General features: G+C 71.6%; 16 protein-coding genes and 2 tRNA genes. 6 read left to right on the forward strand and 12 right to left on the reverse strand.

The features are described 5' to 3' along the window. Positions 1-25 precede the first annotated feature (25 nt). On the reverse strand, positions 26-1,624 hold the full coding sequence (locus AB0C22_RS16085; protein WP_357535602.1) for a thiamine pyrophosphate-dependent enzyme: 1,599 nt from the start codon (positions 1,622-1,624) through the stop codon (positions 26-28). Positions 1,625-2,069: 445 nt separating this feature from the next. Between AB0C22_RS16085 and AB0C22_RS16090 the strand changes: the two genes are divergently transcribed. Next, entirely contained in the window at positions 2,070-2,894 is an 825-nt protein-coding gene (locus AB0C22_RS16090) for a PIG-L deacetylase family protein (RefSeq protein WP_219464204.1), read from the forward strand. 105 nt (positions 2,895-2,999) lie between these two features. Here AB0C22_RS16090 and AB0C22_RS16095 read toward each other — a convergent pair whose 3' ends face one another. The 4 genes from AB0C22_RS16095 to AB0C22_RS16110 all read right to left on the reverse strand — a co-directional run bounded on the left by AB0C22_RS16095 (position 3,000) and on the right by AB0C22_RS16110 (position 7,695). Further along, complete coding sequence (locus AB0C22_RS16095; protein ID WP_219464205.1) at positions 3,000-3,659, reverse strand: hypothetical protein; 660 nt, start codon at positions 3,657-3,659, stop codon at positions 3,000-3,002. A gap of 95 nt (positions 3,660-3,754) precedes the next feature. Then, positions 3,755-4,519, reverse strand: a complete 765-nt coding sequence (locus tag AB0C22_RS16100) for a hypothetical protein (protein WP_219464206.1) — start codon at positions 4,517-4,519, stop codon at positions 3,755-3,757. A gap of 149 nt (positions 4,520-4,668) precedes the next feature. Further along, a complete protein-coding gene (locus AB0C22_RS16105) occupies positions 4,669-5,850 on the reverse strand; it encodes a M20/M25/M40 family metallo-hydrolase (RefSeq protein WP_219464207.1) in 1,182 nt (393 codons plus the stop codon). Positions 5,851-5,910: 60 nt separating this feature from the next. Continuing rightward, entirely contained in the window at positions 5,911-7,695 is a 1,785-nt protein-coding gene (locus tag AB0C22_RS16110; protein ID WP_219464208.1) for an AMP-binding protein, read from the reverse strand. 431 nt (positions 7,696-8,126) lie between these two features. Between AB0C22_RS16110 and AB0C22_RS16115 the strand changes: the two genes are divergently transcribed. From AB0C22_RS16115 to AB0C22_RS16130, 4 genes are all read left to right on the forward strand, one after another. Then, entirely contained in the window at positions 8,127-9,458 is a 1,332-nt protein-coding gene (locus tag AB0C22_RS16115; protein WP_219464209.1) for a hypothetical protein, read from the forward strand. Between the two features lies 1 nt (position 9,459). Next, the gene (locus tag AB0C22_RS16120; RefSeq protein ID WP_219464210.1) at positions 9,460-10,512 is read left to right on the forward strand and encodes an SDR family oxidoreductase; all 1,053 of its coding nucleotides are present in this window, start codon (positions 9,460-9,462) and stop codon (positions 10,510-10,512) included. 507 nt (positions 10,513-11,019) lie between these two features. Then, positions 11,020-12,033 carry a class I SAM-dependent methyltransferase gene (locus AB0C22_RS16125; protein ID WP_219464211.1) on the forward strand — a complete coding sequence of 338 codons (1,014 nt, stop codon included), beginning with the start codon at positions 11,020-11,022 and terminating at the stop codon, positions 12,031-12,033. Between the two features lie 269 nt (positions 12,034-12,302). Further along, entirely contained in the window at positions 12,303-13,913 is a 1,611-nt protein-coding gene (locus tag AB0C22_RS16130; RefSeq protein ID WP_219464212.1) for a DHA2 family efflux MFS transporter permease subunit, read from the forward strand. Here the strand turns inward: AB0C22_RS16130 and rox are convergent. Then, positions 13,901-15,343 carry a rifampin monooxygenase gene (rox, locus tag AB0C22_RS16135; RefSeq protein ID WP_357535606.1) on the reverse strand — a complete coding sequence of 481 codons (1,443 nt, stop codon included), beginning with the start codon at positions 15,341-15,343 and terminating at the stop codon, positions 13,901-13,903. The two genes, AB0C22_RS16130 and rox, sit on opposite strands and share 13 nt — an antisense overlap. Positions 15,344-15,483: 140 nt before the next feature. Between rox and AB0C22_RS16140 the strand changes: the two genes are divergently transcribed. Then, positions 15,484-16,416, forward strand: a complete 933-nt coding sequence (locus AB0C22_RS16140) for an SRPBCC domain-containing protein (RefSeq protein ID WP_357535764.1) — start codon at positions 15,484-15,486, stop codon at positions 16,414-16,416. 127 nt (positions 16,417-16,543) lie between these two features. Here the strand turns inward: AB0C22_RS16140 and AB0C22_RS16145 are convergent, their stop codons facing one another. From AB0C22_RS16145 to AB0C22_RS16170, 6 genes are all read right to left on the reverse strand, one after another. Beyond that, positions 16,544-16,960 carry a type II toxin-antitoxin system VapC family toxin gene (locus tag AB0C22_RS16145; protein ID WP_219464215.1) on the reverse strand — a complete coding sequence of 139 codons (417 nt, stop codon included), beginning with the start codon at positions 16,958-16,960 and terminating at the stop codon, positions 16,544-16,546. Continuing rightward, the gene (locus AB0C22_RS16150) at positions 16,942-17,196 is read right to left on the reverse strand and encodes a hypothetical protein (RefSeq protein WP_092381133.1); all 255 of its coding nucleotides are present in this window, start codon (positions 17,194-17,196) and stop codon (positions 16,942-16,944) included. The genes AB0C22_RS16145 and AB0C22_RS16150 overlap by 19 nt, the downstream gene beginning before the upstream one ends. Before the next feature lie 113 nt (positions 17,197-17,309). Beyond that, positions 17,310-17,383: transfer RNA gene (locus tag AB0C22_RS16155), tRNA-Ile, on the reverse strand. A 155-nt stretch (positions 17,384-17,538) separates the two neighbouring features. Then, positions 17,539-18,780 carry an NAD(P)/FAD-dependent oxidoreductase gene (locus tag AB0C22_RS16160; RefSeq protein WP_219464216.1) on the reverse strand — a complete coding sequence of 414 codons (1,242 nt, stop codon included), beginning with the start codon at positions 18,778-18,780 and terminating at the stop codon, positions 17,539-17,541. Beyond that, positions 18,770-20,896, reverse strand: a complete 2,127-nt coding sequence (locus AB0C22_RS16165) for an MMPL family transporter (RefSeq protein WP_357535609.1) — start codon at positions 20,894-20,896, stop codon at positions 18,770-18,772. Before AB0C22_RS16165 ends, AB0C22_RS16160 begins: the two co-directional genes overlap by 11 nt. Before the next feature lie 555 nt (positions 20,897-21,451). Continuing rightward, a tRNA-Asn gene (locus AB0C22_RS16170) sits at positions 21,452-21,524 on the reverse strand. Positions 21,525-21,611 lie beyond the last annotated feature (87 nt).

The following is a 21,611-nucleotide window of genomic DNA, read 5'->3' on the forward strand; positions in this document are numbered from 1 at the left end:
GGCGACGCATCGAAGTCTGGCGTTGTCAGCGCACCCGCGGCAATCGGATCCACGGCCACGGATTGGCCATCTCCCCGACCGGAACCTCGATCACCGTCGGCACCCGCTCCCGGGCGAGGCCCTTCTCGATCTCGGCCCGCAACTCCTGCGGGTCGTGGGCGCGGACACCGACCGCGCCGAACGCCTCCGCGAGCTTGACGAAGTCGGGGTTGTGCAGTTCGGTGCCGATCGTCTGGGTCAGGAACTTGCGCTGGGCGCGCTTCACGTTGGCGTAGGACCCGTCGTCGAAGACGACGGCGACGACCCCGATCCCGTGCTGGACCGCCGTCGCCAGCTCCGCCGCGGTGAACAGGAAACCGCCGTCACCCGAGATGGACAGCACCGCGCGGTCCGGGTAGGCGACCTTGACACCGAGCGCCGCCGCGAACCCGAAACCGAGCGCCCCGACGTACGTCGGCAGCACGTAGGTCGACGGGCGCAGCACCGGGAACATCAGCCGGGCGACGTAACCCACCTGGGTCATCTCGTCGACGAAGAACCCGTCCTCCGGCAACGCGGCACGCATCGCCCGGACGAGGTCGACCTGGGGGGCGAGCTTGTCGAGCTCGGCGTCCACCGCGTGCCGGGCGTCCGCGACCGCGGCCCGCCACTGCGACCGCCGCGCAGGCGGCGGCAGCCCGTCGAGCAGCGCGCGGAGCACCTCGGTGGCGTCCCCCACCAGGGACACCGCCGGCGGGGACACCCGGTGGATCTCCTCCTCGTCGAGGTCGACACGGATGATCCGCAGGCCCTCGGTGCCCCACTCGACCTGGGGCCGCAGCAGCCGGGTCCCGACAGCCAGGACGACGTCGGCGTGCGGCCACAACCGGTGTGCGACGGGCAACGACACCGACAGCTCATGGTCGTCCCGCAGCACCCCGCGCCCGCCCAGCTCCGTCGTGACGGGCGCCTGGAGCAGCTCGGCGAGCCGGGCGACCTCCGCCGTCGCGCCGCGCGCCCCGCTGCCGACGAAGATGACGGGCGTGCGGGCGGCGGCCAGCTCCGCGCGGGCCGCCTCGACGGCGCGCGGGTCCGGCGGCGCGGGGGGCGGCGACGCCGGCCACGGTGGGGCGGCGGTGACCTCCGCGGCCAGCACGTCGGTCGGGATCTCGATCGCGACGGGCCGGGGGCGGTGGTGACCCAGCCGGTGGAACGCCTCACCGAGCACGCGGGTGATCGAGGCGGGCTCCTCGACCCGGGCCGCCCACCCCGTCAGCGACCGGAGCACGCCCAACTGGTCGGGGATCTCGTGCGGGACACCCAGGTTCCGCCCGAGCACCGGGGTGGGGATCTGGGTGGCGACGCACAGCACCCGGGCGTCGCCCGCGTAGGCGGTGGCCAGCCCGGTCAACGAGTTGAGCACGCCCGGCCCGGAGATGACGAGGTACACGCCGACCCGGCGGCTGGCCCGGGCGTACCCGTAGGCCATCAGCGCGGCGGCCTGCTCGTGCCGGGTGTGCACCACCCGGATCGTCGTGTCGGCGAGCGCCGCGAAGATGGCGTCGTGCTGCTCACCCGGCACGGTGAAGACGACCTCCACCCCTTCCTCGACGAGTTTCGCGACGAGGTGCTCTCCGACGTTCATGCGGCCTCACCAATCGCTCTCGGCACCGACGGATCTCGGACTTCCCGGCCGGTTGCCGGCGGCGACGGTGTCCACCGCCCGGCCGCGACACCCGGCCGCACCGGCCCGGTCGCCGTCCGGCGCACACCTGTGGACCCGGCACGCCGACGCGTCCCGCACCACGGACTGCCACAATTCGCCGGAATGGACGTGATCGGTACGAAGGGTGGCGACAGTTCCAGCGGGTCGGCCTTTCAGGAGGATTCGTCGCGCAGAAGTGGCACTCAGGGTGGTGTTCGGTGAGGCGAAGTCGGTGCCGTGGTGCGTCATGTCCGTTGCTGCGCTGCTCATTGCGGTGTCGTCCGACAGATCAGAGAACACCGCCGTCAAATGCTAAACGTCAATAACCTGGGCCGCAACCAGCACGGCGTCGATCAATGTCGCCCGTAGCGTGTATGTTGCCGCCATGACGCCCGCTTCCCCGGCTGATTCCGGTCGACTCCTGCCGCTGCCCCGCAGCTTCCACCGGGTCCTGGTGATCGCCGCCCACCCGGACGACGCCGAATTCGCCTTCGGCGCCACCGTCGCCCGCCTCACCGGCGAGGGCGCGCAGGTGACCTATCTGGTCGTCACCGACGGCGCGCAGGGTGGCGAGGATCCGACCGTGCCGGCCCCCGAGCTGACCGCCACCCGGTATGCCGAGCAGCGCGACGCGGCCCGGATGCTCGGCGTCACCGACGTGGTCTTCCTGGGGCTGCCCGACGGCCTGCTCACGGACACCCCCGCGCTCAGACTCGCCCTGACCCGCCAGATCCGGCGGCACCGGCCGGAACTCGTCCTCACCCACCAACCGCTGCGGTCGCTGCAGTTCCCGATCGGTGCGTCCCACCCCGACCACCTCGCCGTCGGGCAGGCCGCGCTGAACGCCGTCTACCCCGACGCCCGCAACCCCCGGGCCTTCCCCGAGCTGCTGGCCGAGGGTCTGCCCGCACACCGGGTGGCCGAGGTCTGGGTGCCGGGGCACGAGCACACCGACCTGCTCGTCGACGTCGGGGAGACCGCCGAGCTGAAGGTGTCGGCCATCCTCGCCCACCGCAGCCAGTTCCGCAGCTCACCGGATCCCCGCGCCGACGTCCAGTGGGTGGTGGACCGGATGCGCGGCAACGGCACGGCCATCGGCTGCGAGTACGCCGAGGCGTACAAACGCATCGTCACGGACGCGGCCGGCGCGGCCGGTCCGACCCCGACGGCCCGGCGGCCCACCACCGAGGTCCCGACCCGCACGCCGTGAACCGACCTCCCGGCCGCGCCGCCCGACGAACCCGGCCGGGGCCGGCGGGTGGACGGTGGGGACCCACCGTCCACCCGATACCGCCCCGGCGGCGGACCCGGACGGTCAGGCCGGGTTGCTCAGCTCGTACAGCCGGGCGGCGAGATCGAACTGGGCCTGGGTGTCGATGTCGATCGTCAGGTTCGTCGCCTGGTGCCAGATCGGGCGGGCACCGACCAACCCGATGGTCGTCGCCACGTGCCGGGTCATGATCGAGCAGGAGAACCCGAGCTGGTAATAGGTCGGCAGCTCCTGCGAGGGGCGGTGCCAGGGGCCGAACCCGAACCCCATCGGGTTGAAGTTCGGGTCGAGGAGGTACTCCTTCATCGGGTACACCACCACGATCGAGTCCGCAGCGGCCGTGTCGCGGGCCCGCCAGGTACGCACCACCTCCCCGTGTTCGTCGAAGAACGGGTCGGTGGCGTGGCACCACATCACGTCGTCGTCGCCGGGCAACTGCTTGCAGACCTCGTTGACCACGGACTGGAACGGGTACGAGTTCTCCGTGAGGTGCCGGGGCCGGGGCAGATAGGTGGCGCCGTACCGGTCGGCCAACTCCCGGGTCGACGCGTCCTCGGAGGACAGGCAGACGTCGCCCGGATCGTCGGCCAGCCGGGCGAGTTTCTCGACGAGAATGTCGAGCAACGACTTCCCCCCGGCGAACGGGCGGTAGTTCTTGTCGGGCACCCTCGTCGACGAACGCTTGGCGGGGATGACGAACTTCATGACGGTCTCCTGTCTCCAGCCGGATGGGTCGTCGCCGGCCGACGGGCCACGGGGACTCGGCGGGCCGGCGACGCGGCCGACCCCCACCCGGTCACCTAGACGGCCAGGTGGCCGACGGTCTCGACGAGTTCACCGAACCGGGCGAGTTCCGCCGCGTCGAGCGTGGAGAAGTACGGGACCATGATCGCCGCGGTCAACCGTTCGGCTTCCAGCCGCTGCTCGCGTACCTCGGCCGGGTCCCGGAACGGCCCCCGGTAGCCCATCCGCTCGGCGTAGGCGGGCCCGGTGCGGGGCGGCGGATGGGGGGCGGCGAGGATCGCGTCGAGCGGCGTGAGGCCACAGGCCAGGATCGCGGCGATGTGGGCGGCGCCGCGCAGTTCGCGGATCAGGTGGATCGTCAACGCGGCCCGGCCGGGCAACGCCACCGGGGGCGGGAGTCCCCGCCAGCCGGTGAAGAGGGCGCCCACCGCCGCAGGTGCCGCATCGACGACGCGGCGGCCCAGGGTGTCGATGACGCCGAGCGTGTCGGGGTCGACGTCCGCGAAGACCCGCTCGCCCCAGCCGGTGATCCGGTCCCGGTAGTGCAGCGCCACGTCGTGGTGGGTCAGGCCCGCCGGCACCGCGAGCCACGCCCGGCGCACCTCCTCGACCGGCTCGAACGCGATCGCCGCCGCCGCCACCTCGACCGGGCAACTGCCGAGCACGCCGGCCCGACCGACGATCCAGAACTGAACCCCGGTCGCGAATCCCAGCTCCACCCCGTACGCGTTGGTGGACTTCGCCATGATCCAGCTGCGACTCAACTGCTGCACCGGCTCACACACCCGGTCGATGGTCTCCGCAGCCGTGGCTGTCGCCATCTGTCCTCCCTCCCTGGCCACCCGCCTGGCAGGGGCGGGGATGGCGTACCGCGTCGGCTCTGCCGCGTGGACGGACGACCGCCGACGCGCCCGGGGTGCGGCAGCGCGGGTCGCGACGCCGGGAAGGCCCGCCGATCCCGCCGGCCCGGTCAGCCGGGCGAGAGCCACGACGTCAGGACGTCGGCGAGCCGTCGCAGGTCCGGGATGTCGATCCGCTCGGTGGCCTGATGAGCGTCCTCGATGGATCCAGGGCCGAAGACTACCAATTCCTCGGCCAGACCGGAGTACCGCAACGCGTTGGCACCGAAGGGTGCGACCGTGGGCCGGGTGCCGCAGGTCCGCGCCAGGAACTGCACGAGTCCGCTGTCGGGCCGCTGGTAGAACGCGGGCGAGGCGGGCCTGCCGTCGGGCGTACGCGGCAGCAGCGAGACCACGTCGCAGGGCACGGGGCAGGCGGCCCGGGCGATGGCGGTCAACTCGGCCAGCACCTCGACCGGGTCCTCGCCGGGGACGATGCGCCGGCCCACGGTGATCGAGCAGCGGTCGGGGATCACGTTGCTGCCGGAGCCGCCCGTGATCTGGGTGACCGACAGCGTGCCGCCGCCCAGCTCGGTGCGCCCCGGGGTCGCGCTCAGCCGCTCGTGGGCGGCGGCGAAGGCGGCGAGCACCGGCACCATCGCGTCGATGGCGTTCACCCCGAGGTCGGGTCGCGCCGAGTGCGCCGCCACCCCGTGCGTCGTCACCTCGATCAGGACGAGCCCCTTCAGCCCGTGCACGGGCCGGAACTCGGTCGGCTCGGCCACCAGGAGCTGATCGATCCGCAGGCCCTGTTGTCTCGCCCAGGGGGCGAACCGGGTCGCCCCGAGCAGGCCGCCGGCCTCCTCGCCGATCGAGCCGACCAGCAGCAGGGTGGGGTCGGGGCGGCGGCCGTCGCGGTGCATCGCGGCGAGCAGCGCGAGGACCACCCCCATGGTCGCCTTGGTGTCCAGGGCACCACGACCCCAGACGGCGTCGTGCTCGATGCGTCCGTCGAAGGGCGGGTCGGTCATGTGCTCGACGGCGACGGTGTCGGTGTGCACGTCCAGCACCACGAGCCGGTCGGACCGGCCCGGAAAGCGGCCGTAGACGTTGGGTCGGTCCGGCCGGACCTCGTCCAGCACGACCTCGGCGGCACCGCAGCGGTCGAAGCGGTCCGCGAGGTGCCGGGCGATCGCCCCCTCACCGACCGGACCGTGCTCCTCGGCTCTCGGCCCGGTGTGCAGCGGGTTGACGCTGGGGATGCGGACGAGCTCGGCGACCGCCTCCGCCAGCACCCGGCCGTCGAGATCCATTGCAGGATTATCGATGCGTGACCCCGGGATGACAATCTCCGCCATCGATGCCTGGCGCGGTCACCCGCCCGGCACCGGATCGGCGTCCGCGCTGTCGAGCAGCTGCCGCAGGCTGCCGTCGACGAAGAACTCCCCCAGGTCGACCGGGACACCGAGGGCGTTCATCCGGGTCACGATCTCCACCGCCAGCTGGGAGGTGCCGCCCGACTCCAGGAACGGCACGTCGGGGTCGACGGTGTCGAGGTCCAGGACCGACTTCCAGGTCTCGACGATCCGGGCGCGGACGTCGTCGCCGTCCGTCCGTTGGCGGGTGACCGTGCCGCCGCCCTCCAGCGCGGACCGGACGGTACGCCGGTCGGCCTTGCCCGGCCCGAGCGTCGCGATCGCGGGCACGATCTCGATCCGGTGCGGCACGCAGTGCACCGGGGCGTGCCGGCGCACGTGGTCCACGAGGTCGACCGCGCTCGCCGTCGCCCCCGGCCGCAGGACGACGTGCGCGCCGGCGACCGCGCCCAGGGCCGGGTCGGGCAGGCCGACGACGCACGCGTCGAGGACGTCCGGATGGGCGACGAGGATCTGCTCGACCTGCAACGGGAAGACGTTCTCGCCGCCACAGACGAACATGTCGTCGATGCGGCCGACGAAGAAGTACCAGCCGTCGACCACCCGGAAGATGTCCTTGGTCCGCAGCCAGCCGTCGAGGTAGCGCTCGCGCGTCGTCACCGGGTCGAGGATGGTGCCCTCGGAGATGAGGTCGCTGCGCAGCCACAGCTCACCCTCGGCGCTGTCGCGGCCGGCGTCGTCCAGGACCCGGGCGGTGACCCCCACCCAGGGCCGCCCGCAGCTCTCCAGCGGCTGCTGCTCCCCCGGCGGTTGCCCGAGGCACGGCGCGCACTCGGTGAGCGCGTAGACGTTGAGGATCTCGGTGCTGCCGAAGGCCGACCGCAGGCGCTGGAGCAGCTCGGGGGTGGACGGGCCGCTGGCCACCCGGACCGAGCGCAGGTGGCGCAGGTCGAGGTCGCGTAGCAGGGCCGTCTCCCGCAGCAGCACGGCCGCCTGCGAGGGGGTGAACAACACGGTCGAGCAGCGGTGGCGGGCCAGCTGGCGCAGCACGTGCGCCGGGTGGAAGGCACCGGCGAGCACCCCCGTCCAGCCCCGCAGCAGACCGAGCATGACGCCCGCGTTCATGCCTCCCGTGTGGTAGAGCGACGTGGCCACCAGATAGCGCGTCGGCGTGCCGGGCTCCCCCGGCGACGAGGCGGTGTAGGCGCCGCTGCGGTAGCGGGACAGCAGGTGGAAGTGCTCGTGGGTCTTGATGATCATCTTTGGTCGTCCGGTGCTGCCCGACGTCGAGAAGGCGACCGCCGGATGCCGGGGCGGCACGTGCTCCGGCAGCGCGACCCGCTCGGCACGCAGGAGTTCCGCGAACGGTCGCCCCCAACGCCCGCTGACCGTGAACCGGTGCGGCACGGCGGAGTCGGCGACGGCGTCGTCCACCCCCGATCCGACGCCCTCGACGATCGCCGCCACGCACCCCACGTCCGCGAGGTACGCCTCAGCCGTCGGCCCCGGCAGCCCCGGGTCGCACAGCACGGCGGTCAGGCCGGCCCGGATGGTGCCGTAGACCGCCTGGAGCAGCCCCGGTCCCGGCTGGGTCGAGATCAGCACCCGGTCGGCCGGCGCGAGTCCGAGCGCGGACAGCCCTGCCGCGACCCGGTGCACGGCCTCGTCGAACTCGGCGTAGGTCACCCGGGTCTCGGTGCCGTCGGACTCGGCGATGAAGGCGATCCGATCCGGAGTCGCCACCACGTGCTCACGAAACAGCAGTGCCCCGTTTGTCTGCATCGGACCTCCACAACCATGGACGTCAATGTTCGGACAGAAAGTTACACGACCATTCGGCGGCGGTGGGCCGGCCACCCGGCGCGGCGGGCACCCCGGCACCGTCCATGTCGGATTCCAGATACTTGTGATCTTGGATGGAGCGTGAAACCTTCTGTGCCATTACCTGGGACGCGACCTGTCGCAGCCGGCCCGTCCCGGGCGGGTCGACCCGACCGGGCCAGGGCGCGACGCAGCACCGAATTGTGGATACGACCAGGCTCCTGCGACGCCTCGACACCGACGGGACGCCGGACCCGGCGGGCGACCAGCCGAACCCGGGTGCAGCCATCTCCGTACCGCCCGTCCCCATCCGAAACCCTTCACAGAGAGAGTCCCGACACGTGGATACCGCCCCGTGGGTTGACTTCATGGAACGATGGAACGAGGGACGCGTGAGCGCGGCGGAGCTCACCGACTGGCAGACGACGGCGCTGCGGACGGTGCTCGGCCACGTTCACGACAGATCGCCCTTCTACCGACGGCACCTGGCGGGTGCGAACCTCGACATCGAGGAGCTCGCGGACCTGGCGCACCTGCCCTACACGACCAAGGACGACCTCCGCGAGGCCATGCACGACATGCTCAGCGGGCCGGTCGGCGACGCGCAGTTCTACTTCGAGACCACGGGGACGACCGGCCGACCCACCCCGTGCCCCCGGGCGGCGATCGACTTCGACCTCAACGTGCTGCCGCTGGCGCACGCGCTCGACCGCATCGTGCACAAGCACTTCCCGGACGGCGGCGAGCGCCCCATCCTGGCCGTGGTGGCCCCCAACGACGTCCACGCGGCCTGCCTGAGCCTGTCCTTCGCCGCCAAGCAGATCGGCATCGCCAAGCTGGACCTGTTTCCGATCACCCCGACCCTCGGGTTCGCCCGGTTCTTCGAGGTGCTCGTCGAGCTGCGGGTCAACATGATCCTCTGCTCGCCGGGGCTGCTGATGGCGCTGGCCGAGATGAGTTCCTCCTACGGTGTGGAGGTGCCGGACGACCTGGCGGTCAAGGTGCTGCTCACCACCGGCGAGATGTGCTCGGACGGCATGGGCCGGCTACTCGCCCAGACGTGGAACGCCGAGACCTACAACTTCATGTACGGCTCCCAGGAGGCGGGGTGTCCGGCGGTGACCCGCCCGGACGGCACGGTGGTGGCGATCGAGCCCACCTACCTGCTGGAGGTGCTGGACCTGGAGACCGAGCAGACGCTGGGGCTGGAGGGCTACGGCGAACTCTGCCTCACCACCCTGGTGCCCGGCCTCAAGCCCCTCATCCGCTACCGGACCGGCGACCTGGTCTCGATCGTGCCGGACGACTCCGGCCGGCGGACCGTCAAGGTGCTCGGCCGGGTCAAGGACATGACCGAACTCGGTGGCCGCAGGCGCAGCGCCGCCGAGATCGACGACACCATCCTGGCCGATCCCGAGCTCAAGTACGGGTACGAGCTGGAGGTCGACTCGGTCGACGGCCAGGACCGGGTGCAGGTCCGGATCAAGGCCAAGGAGGGCGCCGACCACGACCACCTCAAGACGCTCGTCGCGGACCGGGTCACCGCCGCGTTCGGCGTCCCCACCGAGGTCACCATCCATCCGTTGCTGGATCTGAAGAGCGCCACCGGTGGCTGGGTGAGCTGGAAGACCGCCCGGATCAAGGACCGTCGGGTGCCGCAGTCCGACGACATCGAGTCCCGCTCCGCAGCCGATCTGGCGCGGGCCGTCGAGCGGGCGATCTGAGATGACCGACCATGTGCTGACCGGTGCGACCGGGTTCGTCGGCAGCCACCTGCTGACCGACCTCCTCCTGGACGACACCGCCGGTAACGTGTCCGCGCTGGCCCGGGGGACCTCGCGGCAACCGGCGAGCGACCGGGTCCACGCGGCGTTGGACGAGGCGGGGGGTGACCTTCCGCCGGCCCGCCGCCGGATGACCGTGGTGGAGTCGGAACTGACCGAACCGCGCTGCGGGGTCGCCCCCGACGCCGTCCGGCGCGGTGCCGGGCCGCTGGTCTTCTGGCACCTCGCGGCGTCGTTGCAGTGGCGGCGGGGACAGCGCGAACAGGTGTTCCGCACCAACGTCGAGGGCACCCGGCACGCGTTGGAGCTGGCGACGGAGCTCGGTGCCGACCTGTTCGTCTACGTGTCGACGGCGTTCACCTGCGGCACGCTGCACGGCGAGGTGCCCGAGGCGCTGCACCGGCCGCCCCGGTTCAGCAACGTCTACGAGGAGAGCAAGTGCGCGGCCGAGCACCTGGTGGCCGGCTTCGACGGGCCACGGCGGCTGATCCTGCGTCCCTCGATCATCACCGGCACCTCGCACGACTACCGGCCCAGCGGCAGTTACACGGGCCTCTACGGCTTCCTCAGCGAACTGCGCAAGTTCCGGGAGATGCTCGGCGATTCCGACGAGTCGGTCCGCTTCACCGCCGACCGCAGCACCCGGCTGTCCTTCATTCCGGTGGATCACGTCGTGGCGGACCTGCGGGCGATCGTGGCGGCCGAGATGGCGTCGCCGCGGCAGGACATCTACCACGTCAGCGGGCGTTCCGAGGCCGCTACCGGCGACATCCTCGACTACATGCTGAAACTGCTCGGGTTGGAGGACCGCCTGTTCGTCATCAACGAGAGCTTCGACGACCCCTCCACCCTGGAGCGCTTCTTCGCCAAGCGGATCGACTTCTTCTCCGAGTACCTGCGCAGGGAAAAGCGGTTCGTCCGTACCGCCGCACCGGAGCGCGCCGTTCCGCTCGCGGAACTCGTGAGGTTCATCGATGCCGAGAATGCGCTCTGACCGAACGGGCACCGCCACTCGCGGCGGGCCCGGTCCGGACGGTGTGCCGTCGCCCCGGGGGGCGGGTGCCGGTTCCCCGGCCACGTTGGACCCGGTCGGGAATCCGTCGGTCGCCGTCCGTACGGACGGCGACCCCACACCTGCCCGCCCGACATCACGTCATTGGGGGCAATAATTGCAGACATTCATATGCTTGTGATCATGAATGTCTATGTGACACCGTTCGTTGCCGTGACCGGGGGGTACGGCTCGTCGCAAATCCTATTGCCCACCGGTCGAGTCACCATCGGTCCACGGGCGCGATCCGCTGAACCACAGACCGCGCACCTCGGCCCGGCAGTCGCACCAGGATCGCCACACACATCGGGGAAATGGCCATGACCAATGCCGGGTGTCTGTTCATCGTCAGTGCTGGCCCCACGGGACGGATGACCGTCCGAGGATCCCTCGGCGTGACCGCGTCCATCGACGGAGTCTCGCAGGGCGGCGCACGCCCCGGTGGGTCCGATGGCTGAGGTACCGCCCACCGGCACCGACGTCCCCCCGGTGGGCGGCCCCGACGGTGACACCTACGAGGCCGAGTTCGGGTGCGGGCACCACTTCCGCCTGTTCGACCGACCGGGGACCTTCCACGTCAGCCGCGCCGGTATCGCCCTCGGCGACTACCTGGTCCGCAGCCTGCGCGGACGGGACATCACCGGCCGCATCCTGGAGATCGGCACCGGAAGTGGCGCGATCGCGCTGCTGCTACGCCACCTGGGCGCCACCTCGGTCACCGCCACCGACATCTCCGCCTCCGCCGTCGCCACCGCCCGACAGAACGAACTCGCCAATTTCGGTGTCCCGACCATCGACTTCTGGCACAGCGACCTCTTTCCGCCCGCCGTGGACGGGGAGCCGGCCCTGTTCGACCTCATCGTCTTCAACCCGCCCGGCTGGCGCACCCCGTCGGACAATCTCATCGCGGAACTCGACGAGAAGCACCATTCGCTCGGCCTGGAGGCGATGTTCTACGGCGACAGCGTCCTGCTGCGCTTTCTGCAACAACTGCCCGACCACCTGACCGCGAACGGACGCGCCATCATCGGGCTGAACTCGCTGATCGGCATCGCCGACATCTTCACCCGTTCCCGGTCGACGCATCCACCCCAGGACGGCAGCGTCATCCGGTCCCGGCTGCTCGAACGCATCGAGATCCCGCTGCTGTTCTACACCGACGAGTGGTTGCAGGTGAAGAACTCGCTGCTGGCCCAGTTCGAGAAAGGGCGGCAGGAGTACGCCGCCAGCTACGTGACGAAGGGCGACACCATCCACTGGTTCTACGAGATCACCGAGGTCACCGTGCAGGGGCAGCCGACGGCCCCGGTCCTGCCGGGGCGGGAGAACACCCGGCAGCCCGCCGGCCGGGCAGTCCGCGACCTGCCCGGCGGCAACCCGTGCCTGCTCCCGTACGCGGGTGGTCCGGCGCAGTTGGCCCCGGTCGCGCGGCACTCGGGTGAGCCCGAGCCACTGGTCAGCTAGCCATGACCGACCGCACCGGCCCGCACCGACACACGGCGTCGTGGTCGTGGTCGCGGGGCCACCTGCTGTGGGAGCCTGCGGTGGCGGACGTGCCGTGCGGCGGGGGCGACCGGCCGGGCCGGCCCCCACGTGCTGCGGGAACGGCCGGCCCGGGCGGCTCCGGCCGACCGTCGGCCGGCGGCAACCGGCGGCCCGGCGGTTGCCGTCGTCGGGCCCGGCCGCGGCAGCCGACCTCCCGGCAGCGATGACAGTCACCACTGGAGGCCCACATGGACCACGATCAGGTAGCCGGACGGCAGGCGCGGCCGGACGTCGCCGGCGGGGCACCGGTCGGCCGGCAACCCGACCGGGCAGCCGACCCCGGGCCGACCACCGGGCCGACGCCCACGCCGGACGACACGTCGGGGCTGCCCCCCGGCTACCGCCCCTGGCCGGCGCTGTGGGCGATGCTGGCGGGCATCTTCATGATCCTGCTGGACTCCACCATCGTCTCGGTGGCCGCCGACGCCATCTGGGTGGACCTCAAGACCGACCTCAACGCGGTCGTCTGGGTCACCAGCGGCTACCTGCTGGCCTACGTGGTGCCGCTGCTGCTGGCCGGCCAACTCGGTGACATGTTCGGCCCCAAGCGCCCGTACCTGCTCGGTCTGCTGCTGTTCACCGCCGCCTCGGTGTGGTGCGGGCTGTCACCCACCGCGGAGGTGTTGATCGCCGCGCGGGTGGTCCAGGGCCTCGGCGCGGCGCTGATGGCGCCGCAGACGATGGCCGTGATCACCCGCACCTTCCCCCGGCAGCAGCGCGGCACCGCCATGGCGGTGTGGGGTTCGGTGGCGGGGGTGGCGATCCTGGTCGGGCCGTTGGCGGGTGGCCTCCTCGTCGACGGGCTCGGCTGGCAGTGGGTGTTCTTCATCAACCTTCCGCTGGGCGTGGCCGCCTTCGTCGCCGCGACGGTGCTGGTGCCGACGCTGCCGGCCCACCGGCAGCGGGTCGACCACCCGGGCATCGCGTTGAGCGGGGTCGGGCTGTTCCTGGTGGCGTTCGGGCTCCAGCAGGGGCAACGGTACGACTGGGGGCTCGTGCGTGAGGTGGGTCCGGTGCCCATCACGGTGTGGAGCCTGATCGGCACCGGCGTCGCCACCCTGCTGCTGTTCGTGTGGTGGCAGACCCGGGCGGCCCACCCGCTGATGACGCTGGCGCTGTTCCGGGACCGCAACTTCGCCCTGTCCAACGTCGCCGTCGCCTGCATGGGTTTCTCGATCACCGGCATGGCCGTCCCGCTGATGCTGTTCGCGCAGAAGTCGATGGGCCTGAGCCCCACCGGGTCGGCGGCGCTCCTGATCCCCCTGGCCGTCCTCGCCGGGGCGCTGGCGCTGCCGGCGGGCAAGCTGGCCGACCGGGTGCACCCCCGCTACCTGACCGGGTTCGGTTTCGCCACCAACGCCGGCGCCCTCTTCTGGCTGGGTCTGGTGACCGGGGACGACACCCGGGTGGGCACCGTCCTGGCACCGCTCGCCCTGGTCGGTGTCGGCAACGCGTTCATCTGGGGGCCGCTGACGGCGACGGCCAACCGCAACATTCCGCTGCGGCTGGCCGGCGCCGGTTCCGGTGTCTACAACACCACCCGTCAGGTCGGTGCCGTGTTGGGCAGCGCCGCCGTCGGCGTACTCATGCAGCACCAGGTCGAGAGCAGGTTCGGGCAGTCCGGCGGCACGGTGTCGGCGGGGGCCGCCGCCCAGTCCACCGGGCCGCTGCCCGAGGTGCTGCGCGGATCATTCGCCGAGGCGATGGGCACGAGCATCTTCCTGCCGGCCGCCGCGTTGGTGCTCGGCTTCGTGGTGGTGCAGTTCTTCACCCACACCGAGCCGACTCACGATGCGTGAGCGGTGGCGGACCCGAACCACCGGGCCAGTTCGGCACGCAGTTCCTGCTGGTCGTCGCCGACCCACGCCACGTGTCCGTCCGGGCGCAGCAGCAGCGCGGGCACGTCCAGTTCCTCGCTGACGTCGTCGACCCGGTCGACCCGGTCCGCCCAGCCCGCCACCGAGAGCCCGCCGGTCTGATCCAGCAGCAGCCCCCGCCCCTGGTGCATCAGCCCGTAGAGGCGTCCCCGCTTCAGCCCCACGTCGCGCAGCCGCCGGCCGAGCAGGTCGTGGCCCGCACCGAGGTCATACCGGACCGAGATCGCGGTGATCTTCTCGATCAGGTACCGGTTGACCTCCTCGAAGTCCATCAGCTCCGCCACCAGCTTCCGCACCGCCTGCGGGCCCGCCTCCAGCGCCATCAGCTCGGTCTGCGCGCGGGTGTTGTCCAGCACGTCCGCCGCCACCGGCCGGCGCTCGGCCTGGTACGTATCCAGCAGCGCGTCGGGTGCCCAGCCGGCGACCTGTGCGGCCAGCTTCCAGCCCAGGTTGAACGCGTCCTGGATACCGAGGTTGAGCCCCTGTCCGCCCAGCGGCGGGTGCACGTGCGCCGCGTCGCCGGCCAGCAGCACCCGGTCGACCCGGTACCGGTCGGCCAGCCGGGTGGCGTCGCCGAAGCGGGACAGCCAGCGGGGCGAGTGCACCCCGAAGTCGGTGCCGGCGGTCGCCTGCAACTGCTGCCGGAAGTCCTCGATGGTCGGGGGGACCGCCCGGTCCTCGCTCACCCCTGCGGCGGGTACGACGACGCGGTACAGCCCCTCGCCGTCCCCGACCGGGCCGACCCCGAACCGCAGCTGCGTCCTGCGTACCCGGGTCATCACCGCGACGACCTCGTCGTGCGGCGCGGTCAGCTCCATCACGCCCAGCAGCGTCTCGTTCCGGGTGGGCTCACCGGGAAAGCCGACACCCAGCAGCTTGCGAACGGTGCTGCGACCGCCGTCGCAGCCGACGAGATAGCGGGTACGCAGGCGGGTGCCGTCGGCCAGCTCGGCGGTCACCGCGTCGGCGTCCTGGCTCAGCCCGACCAGTTCGGTGCCCCGCCGGATCTCGACGCCGACCCCGGTGGCGTGCTCGGTCAGCAGCCGCTCGGTGACCGGCTGCGGGATGCCGAGGATGTATCCGTGCGCGGTGTCCATCCGCGACGGCCACTCCTTGGCGATGCCGGCGAAGTAGCCGCCGACCTGGAACTGTTTGCCGTGGGCGAGGAACCGCTCCAGCAGGCCCCGCTGGTCGAGAACCTCGATGCTGCGTACGTGCATGCCGAGCGAGCGCACCACGCTTGTCGGTTCGGCGTCGCGCTCCAGCACCACCACCCGTACGTCGTGCAGCCGCAGCTCCGTGGCCAGCATCAGGCCGGTCGGTCCGCCGCCCACGACGATGACGTCGATCATGGAATCCCCGTTCGGTTGTTCGCGCCGCCCGTTGCGTCGATACCAACACATGCTTCGCGAATCACAGATTTCGCCAGGTTCTGGCGTCGAGTGGAGATTCTGCACCAGCACCGGGGTCTTGCCACAAGCCCCAGGGTGCGATATACGTTAGAGGTGGCAGGGAGGCGTCTACTCCCTGCCTTTGCTTTTGCCCGCTCCCGGCCTTCGCCGACCCGACCCGCCGCCGCCTGCTCGACAGCCTTCGCCGGGAAGACGGTCAGACCCTGGGCCAACTCTGTGCCCAGCTGGCCATGACCCGGCAGTCGGTGACGCAGCACATCGGCGTGTTGCAGGAGGCCAACCTGGTCAACGCCGTCCGGCGAGGCCGGGAGAAGTGGCACTATCTCAACCCCGTCCCCATCCACGAATTGCCGCAACGCTGGATCGCCGCCTTCGAGGAACCTCGGCTGCGGGTGCTCGACGGGATCCGCCGACAGGCAGAGGAGCCGCAGATGAACGTCACCAGGCCCACGTTCGTATACGTGACCTACATCCACGCCACCCCGGAACGGGTCTGGGAGGCGTTGACCGATGCGGACCTGACCGGCACCTACTGGGGCCACCGCAACGTCTCCGACTGGCGGCCCGGCTCCCGGTGGGAACACCAACGCACCGACGGCTCGGGCATCGCCGACGGCGGCGGCACGATCCTCGAAGCGACCCCGCCGACCCGGCTGGTGATGACCTTCGGCAACGTCGACGCCGAAGCCGGGCCGGACGCCTCCACGGTCACCTTCCTCATCGAACCGCACCGGGACATCGTCCGACTGACCGTCACGCACGTAAACCTGCCGTCCGACGACGACTTCGAGGCCGTCTCCGCCGGCTGGCCCGCGGTCATGGCCAACCTGAAGTCACTGCTCGAAACCGGCCGCGTGCTGCCCCAGGCGCCCTGGGAGATGCCCGCCGCCCAGCAGAACGGCCACGACGGCACAGAACGGACCGACTCGACGCGCCCCACGCCGACCCTGCCGCCCGTAACGGATGAACCTGGACAACCCCGGGTACGCGGGCACCGGCAGAGCACCGACTGACCATGTCTGCGCTGGTGGGCCGGAGGTACCACCATGCGAACCACACCGCCACGATCGCCGGTGACCCGCTTCCACTCAGGTTTGCCGACCCAAGGGCGTCAGGCCGATGATCCTCGGGCGGCCACCGTCAGGACACCGCGAGCAATCGGAACTCGCAGCGGACGCCGCTGGCCTTGGCGAGCCGACCATCACCGGTCACGAGTGGGCAGGCCACCAGCTCCGCCGCCGCGACGTAAGCCGCGTCGTACGCCGTGACATTGCCCCGCAACTGCCACATCCGGTCGAGCAGCACAGCGATGGCAACCTCATCGATGACCAACGAGGGCAGGGTGTCGATCGCCTCCTGAGCCCGGGCAAGGCCCAGCTTCCCACCGAGAACCTTGCCTCTGATCACCGACATGACCTCAACCAGAAGATGGCTCGGTGCGGCCCAGTGCGGATCTCCGGTCAGCTCCGCCCGCGCCGCGTCGCCGACCGGCCCGTCGTCGACCAGGGCATCGGCCAGAACCGACGCATCCACGACGATCATGCCGCGCTTCCCCATGGTCCGCGCTGCTCCCGCTGGTCATTCAACTCGGCCGCGCTCTCCCCCGGTAGGGAGCGAGCACCGTCCGATCGGCCGGCGAAGCGATCAAGGGCCGCGGTGTTGCGCAGCCGCCGGGCCTGCGTTTCCACCAGATCCAGCAGGTACGCCTGGAGTGACTGCCCGCGCGCCTTGGCCTGTGCCGCCAGGGCGTCTCGTACTTCTTCCGGCACGTCCCGAATCTGGAGAGCAACCATGCATTCATTATGCATGCATCATCAACCGCTCGCCAGGAAAGGCTCGAAACTTCGATCAACCGGTTCGCATGACGACTGCGACATGGCCAAGAACCGCAGGTCAGAGAAGTCCGTGGGGCGGGCGGGGCTCGAACCCGCGACCGAGGGATTATGAGTCCCCTGCTCTAACCCGCTGAGCTACCGCCCCGATACCGCGCCGGATCGTAACCTGCCCGCCAGACCACCTGCCAGCACCCGAACCGGTAGGACGAGAAGTCACCGCCCGGTACGATGGGCAACGCGAGAATAACAGTCAGCAGTCGATCCGGACGCACCCGAACCGGTGTTGCGCGAGCCTGCGGATCAGCCCGCCGCGCGCAGTTCCGTGAGCACCGCCCCGGCCGTACGCCAGCCGCTGGCCAGAGCCCCCTGGATGGACGGACTGTCCCGGTGGTCACCGGCCACGAAGATCCCTCCGCCGAGCGCCACCGGCTTACGCAGCCGTCCCTGCGGCGGGGGTGCGGCGGGCAGGGCGTGCGGCACCGACACGGTGGTCAGGTGGTCCCAGTCCGCTGTGGAGCATCCGTAGAGCCGGTCCAGTTCGGCCCGGACCGTCGGCTCGGGCGGAGCGTCGGGGCCGACCACGGAGGTCGCCACGAGGTGCCGCCCGGCCGGGGCGTACGACGGGACGGCCCGGCTGACCACCACCGTGTTGGCGACGAGTTCCCGCCGGTCGCCGTCGACGAGCAGGATCGGCTCGTCGAGCGGCGCCTCGGGGGCGCTGTGGTAGTAGGTGGTGTAGCTGTGGGTGCGTACCCGGGGCAGGGTGGGCAGCAGCGTGGTCGCGGCCGGCGGGTCGGCGGCGACCACGACGGCGCGGCAGGCGATCTCACCGTCCGGGGTGCGGACCCGGCCGGGGGCGACCGAGGTGACCGGGGTGTCGCAGGTGATCAGGTCGGCGGGCAGCGGGGCGGCCACGGCCTGCGGCAGCGCGGCCATCCCCCGGGCGGGCAGGCCGATGCGGCCCCGGACGAAGGACCGCAGGATCATCGCCAGCACGCGGCTGGAGGTTTCCAGTTCCCGGTCGATGAGCACGCCGGACAGGAACGGCCGGATGAGCTCCTCGATGATGGTGTCGGACAGGCCGGCCCGGCGCAGCGCCGCCTCGCTGGTGGTCTCCGGCGCGGTCAGCAGCCGGTGCGCCGGCAGGGTGGCGCAACCGGTGGCGAGGGCGGCGAAGCGCAGCCGGTCGGCCAGCGAACCGATGCCGGCGAGCGCGGTAGCGGGTGCGCCGCCGGGTTCGCGCAGCGGATGGACCAGCCGGTCGAGCCGGTCGCCGCGGCGGACCAGCACCCCGGAGGTGAACCACCCGAGGTCGAGGGTGCCCAGGTCGAGCAGGGTGCCGAGCCTCGGGTACGCGGTGTTGAGCACCTGGAAGCCCCGGTCGAGCAGGTAGCCGTCGACGGTGTCGGTGGCGACCCGGCCGCCGATCCGGTCGCCGGCCTCCAGCAGCCGCCAGGGCACCCCGGCCCGGTGCAGCCGGCGGGCGACCGCCAGCCCGGCGAGTCCACCGCCGACGATCACCACGTCCGTCTCAGCGGGCACGTTGCACCTCCGTGTCGTTGCGCGCCGACCGGGACAGCCGGCTCGGCCACCACACCTTCGGCCCGATGTCGTACGACAGTGCGGGCACCAGCAGCGAGCGGACCACGATGGTGTCCAGCAGTACCCCTACGGCCACCGCCACACCCAATTCGACCAGTACCACCAACGGGAGTACGGCCAGCGCGGAGAAGGTGGCGGCGAGCACGATGCCGGCGGAGGTGATCACCCCGCCGGTGACGGTCAGCCCGGCCAGCACCCCCGCCCGGGTGCCCCGGCGGACCGACTCCTCGCGGACCCGGCTCATCAGGAAGATGTTGTAGTCGATGCCCAGGGCGACCAGGAAGACGAAGGCGAACAGCGGGAACGACGCGTCGACGCCGGGAAAGTCCAGCAGGTAGCGGAAGATCACCGCGCAGAGGCCGAGGGTGGCCAGGAACGACAGCACCACCGTCGCGATCAGCAGCACCGGCGCGACCAGGGCCCGCAGCAGCAGCGCCAGGATGACCGCGATCACCGCCAGGACGACCGGGATGATGACGTTGCGGTCCCGGGTGGACGCGTCGGAGGTGTCCACGTCGATCGCGGTGAACCCGCCGACGACGGCGTCGGCGGCCGGCACCCGGTGCACCGCCTCACGCAGGTCGCGGATGGTCCGCTCGGCCGCATCGCTGTCCGGCGGGTCGGTGAGGGTCGCCTCCAGCTGCACCCGCCCGTCGACGACCAGGGGCGGGGCGTCCGGGTCCGGCGGACCGGTCTGGTCACGCCGGGTCACCGGGCGGACGGCGGCCACCCCGGGCACGCCCTGCGCGACCTGGGCGACCTGCCCGGCGCTCTGCTGGCGGGTGAAGATGGTCGCCGGGCTGCCGGTGCCGGCCGGGTAGTGCCGGGCGATCACCTCCTGCCCGGCGACCGAGTCGGTGCGGTCGGTGAACAGCTCCGACTGGCCGAGGGTGGTCGCACCGAGCTGGGTGAGGCCGAGGGTGAGCAGGGCCAGCACCACGGCGGTGGTCAGCCAGACCACCCGGGCCCGCCGGGCGACGAAGCCGGCGATCCGGGCCCACAGCCCGTGTTCGGCCTGTGGGTCCGCCCGGTCCACCCTGGGGGTACGCGGCCAGAACGCCCGCCGGCCGCCGAGCACCAGCAGGGCGGGCAGGAACGTCAGCATCACCAGCAGGGTGGCGGCGATACCGATGGCGGCGACCGGGCCGAGCGCCCGGTTGGAGTTCAGGCTGGACAACAGCAGGCAGAGCAGACTGACGATGACGGTCGCGCCGGAGGCGGCGATGGCCGGGGCGGCACCCCGCCAGGCGGCGCGCATGGCGTCCCAGGGGCGCTCGTGCCGGTGCAGCTCCTCCCGGTAACGGGCGATCAGCAGCAATGCGTAGTCGGTGCCGGCGCCGAAGACGAGCACGGTGAGGATGCCCTGGGCCTGCCCGTTCAGCTTGATCACGTCGTTCTTGGCCAGGGAGTAGACGAAGACCGACGCCAACGCGTACGACATCCCTGCCGCCAGCAGCGGAAAGACCCAGAGCACCGGGCTGCGGTAGACGATCAGCAGGATGATCAGCACCACCACCAGGGTGACCAGCAGCAGTGGCCCGTCGATGGCGGAGAAGACCTCGATCAGGTCGGCGAGCAGACCGGCCGGGCCGGCGACGTCCACGGTGAGCCCGTCGCGGTCGCCCCCCGCGATGCTCCGCAGTTCGTCGACCACCTGGCCGATCCGCTCCCCCTCGGAGTCGTCGATCGGCACCACCACCTGCAGGGCCTGCCCGTCCTGGCTGGCGATCGGTGGGGGCAGCGGCCCGACGACCCCGTCGACCTGGGCGAACCGGGCACTGTCGGCGACCGCCCGCCGGGTGTCGGCGGGGGTGATGCCGGTGCTTCGGGCATAGACCACCAGGGCGGGGGTGGTCGGCTCCGCGACGAAGCCGGCGGCCAGGTCCTGCGCCCGGGTCGCCTCGGCGTCGGCAGGCAGGAAGGAGGCGTTGTCGTTGGTCGCGACGTCGCCCAACTTTCCCGCGTACGGCCCGGCGATCCCACCGACGACCAGCCACGCCAGCACGACCGCCACGGCGATCAGCGTGGCCGCGCCCCGGCTCCGCCCACCGGCCATCCCCGGTCCACCCCTCAATCGACGCAGCAATCGACGCAACAGGAGTCTAGGTCGACAGTTGTCATCCTGCCGTCCGAATACGCCGCCCGGGGCCGAAACCGCCCATCCACCTCGCGTCAGCCCTCACGCCACCTGCCGGCGCTGCCCCGAGTCGTACTCCCGGCCCCCTCACCGCCCCGGCCCCCTCACCGCCCCCGACCGGCGCACCCACCCTCCGCACCCGAGGATCGTGGAGACTTCTTGCTGCCCCGGCGACAACAAATCTCCACGGACGGACCCGGCGGCACCGGCGACAGCAGCCGGACACCGAGCGAGGCGAACGGAAGCGGGGCGGGCAGCAGAGCGGGGCGGGTAGCGGCGACGCGGGCAGCAGAGCGGCGCGGGCAGGGGGGGCAGCAGAGCGGTGGGCGAAAACAGCAGAGCAGCAGAGCGGAAGAGCGGGGCGGGTAGCGGTGGCGCGGGTGTGGCGATGACCGCGCGCGGGTCGCGGCGGCGGGGGCGGGCGCAGGGAAAAGCCCGTCGGCAGGTGCCGACGGGCTCGTGGTGGGGATTGTGCTCCCCCGTTTGGACTCGAACCAAAAACCTGCCGGTTAACAGCCGGCTGCTCTGCCAATTGAGCTACGGGGGACTGCCGTGTCGCAGTGAACCGGATCTCTCCGGCGCTCGGCGACGGCACAAGAGTACAGGACTTCGGGGGGGTTCGGTCCAGGGGGTT

Origin of the sequence: Micromonospora sp. NPDC048894, assembly GCF_040649765.1 — a bacterium.
Lineage (GTDB): Bacteria > Actinomycetota > Actinomycetes > Mycobacteriales > Micromonosporaceae > Micromonospora > Micromonospora antibiotica.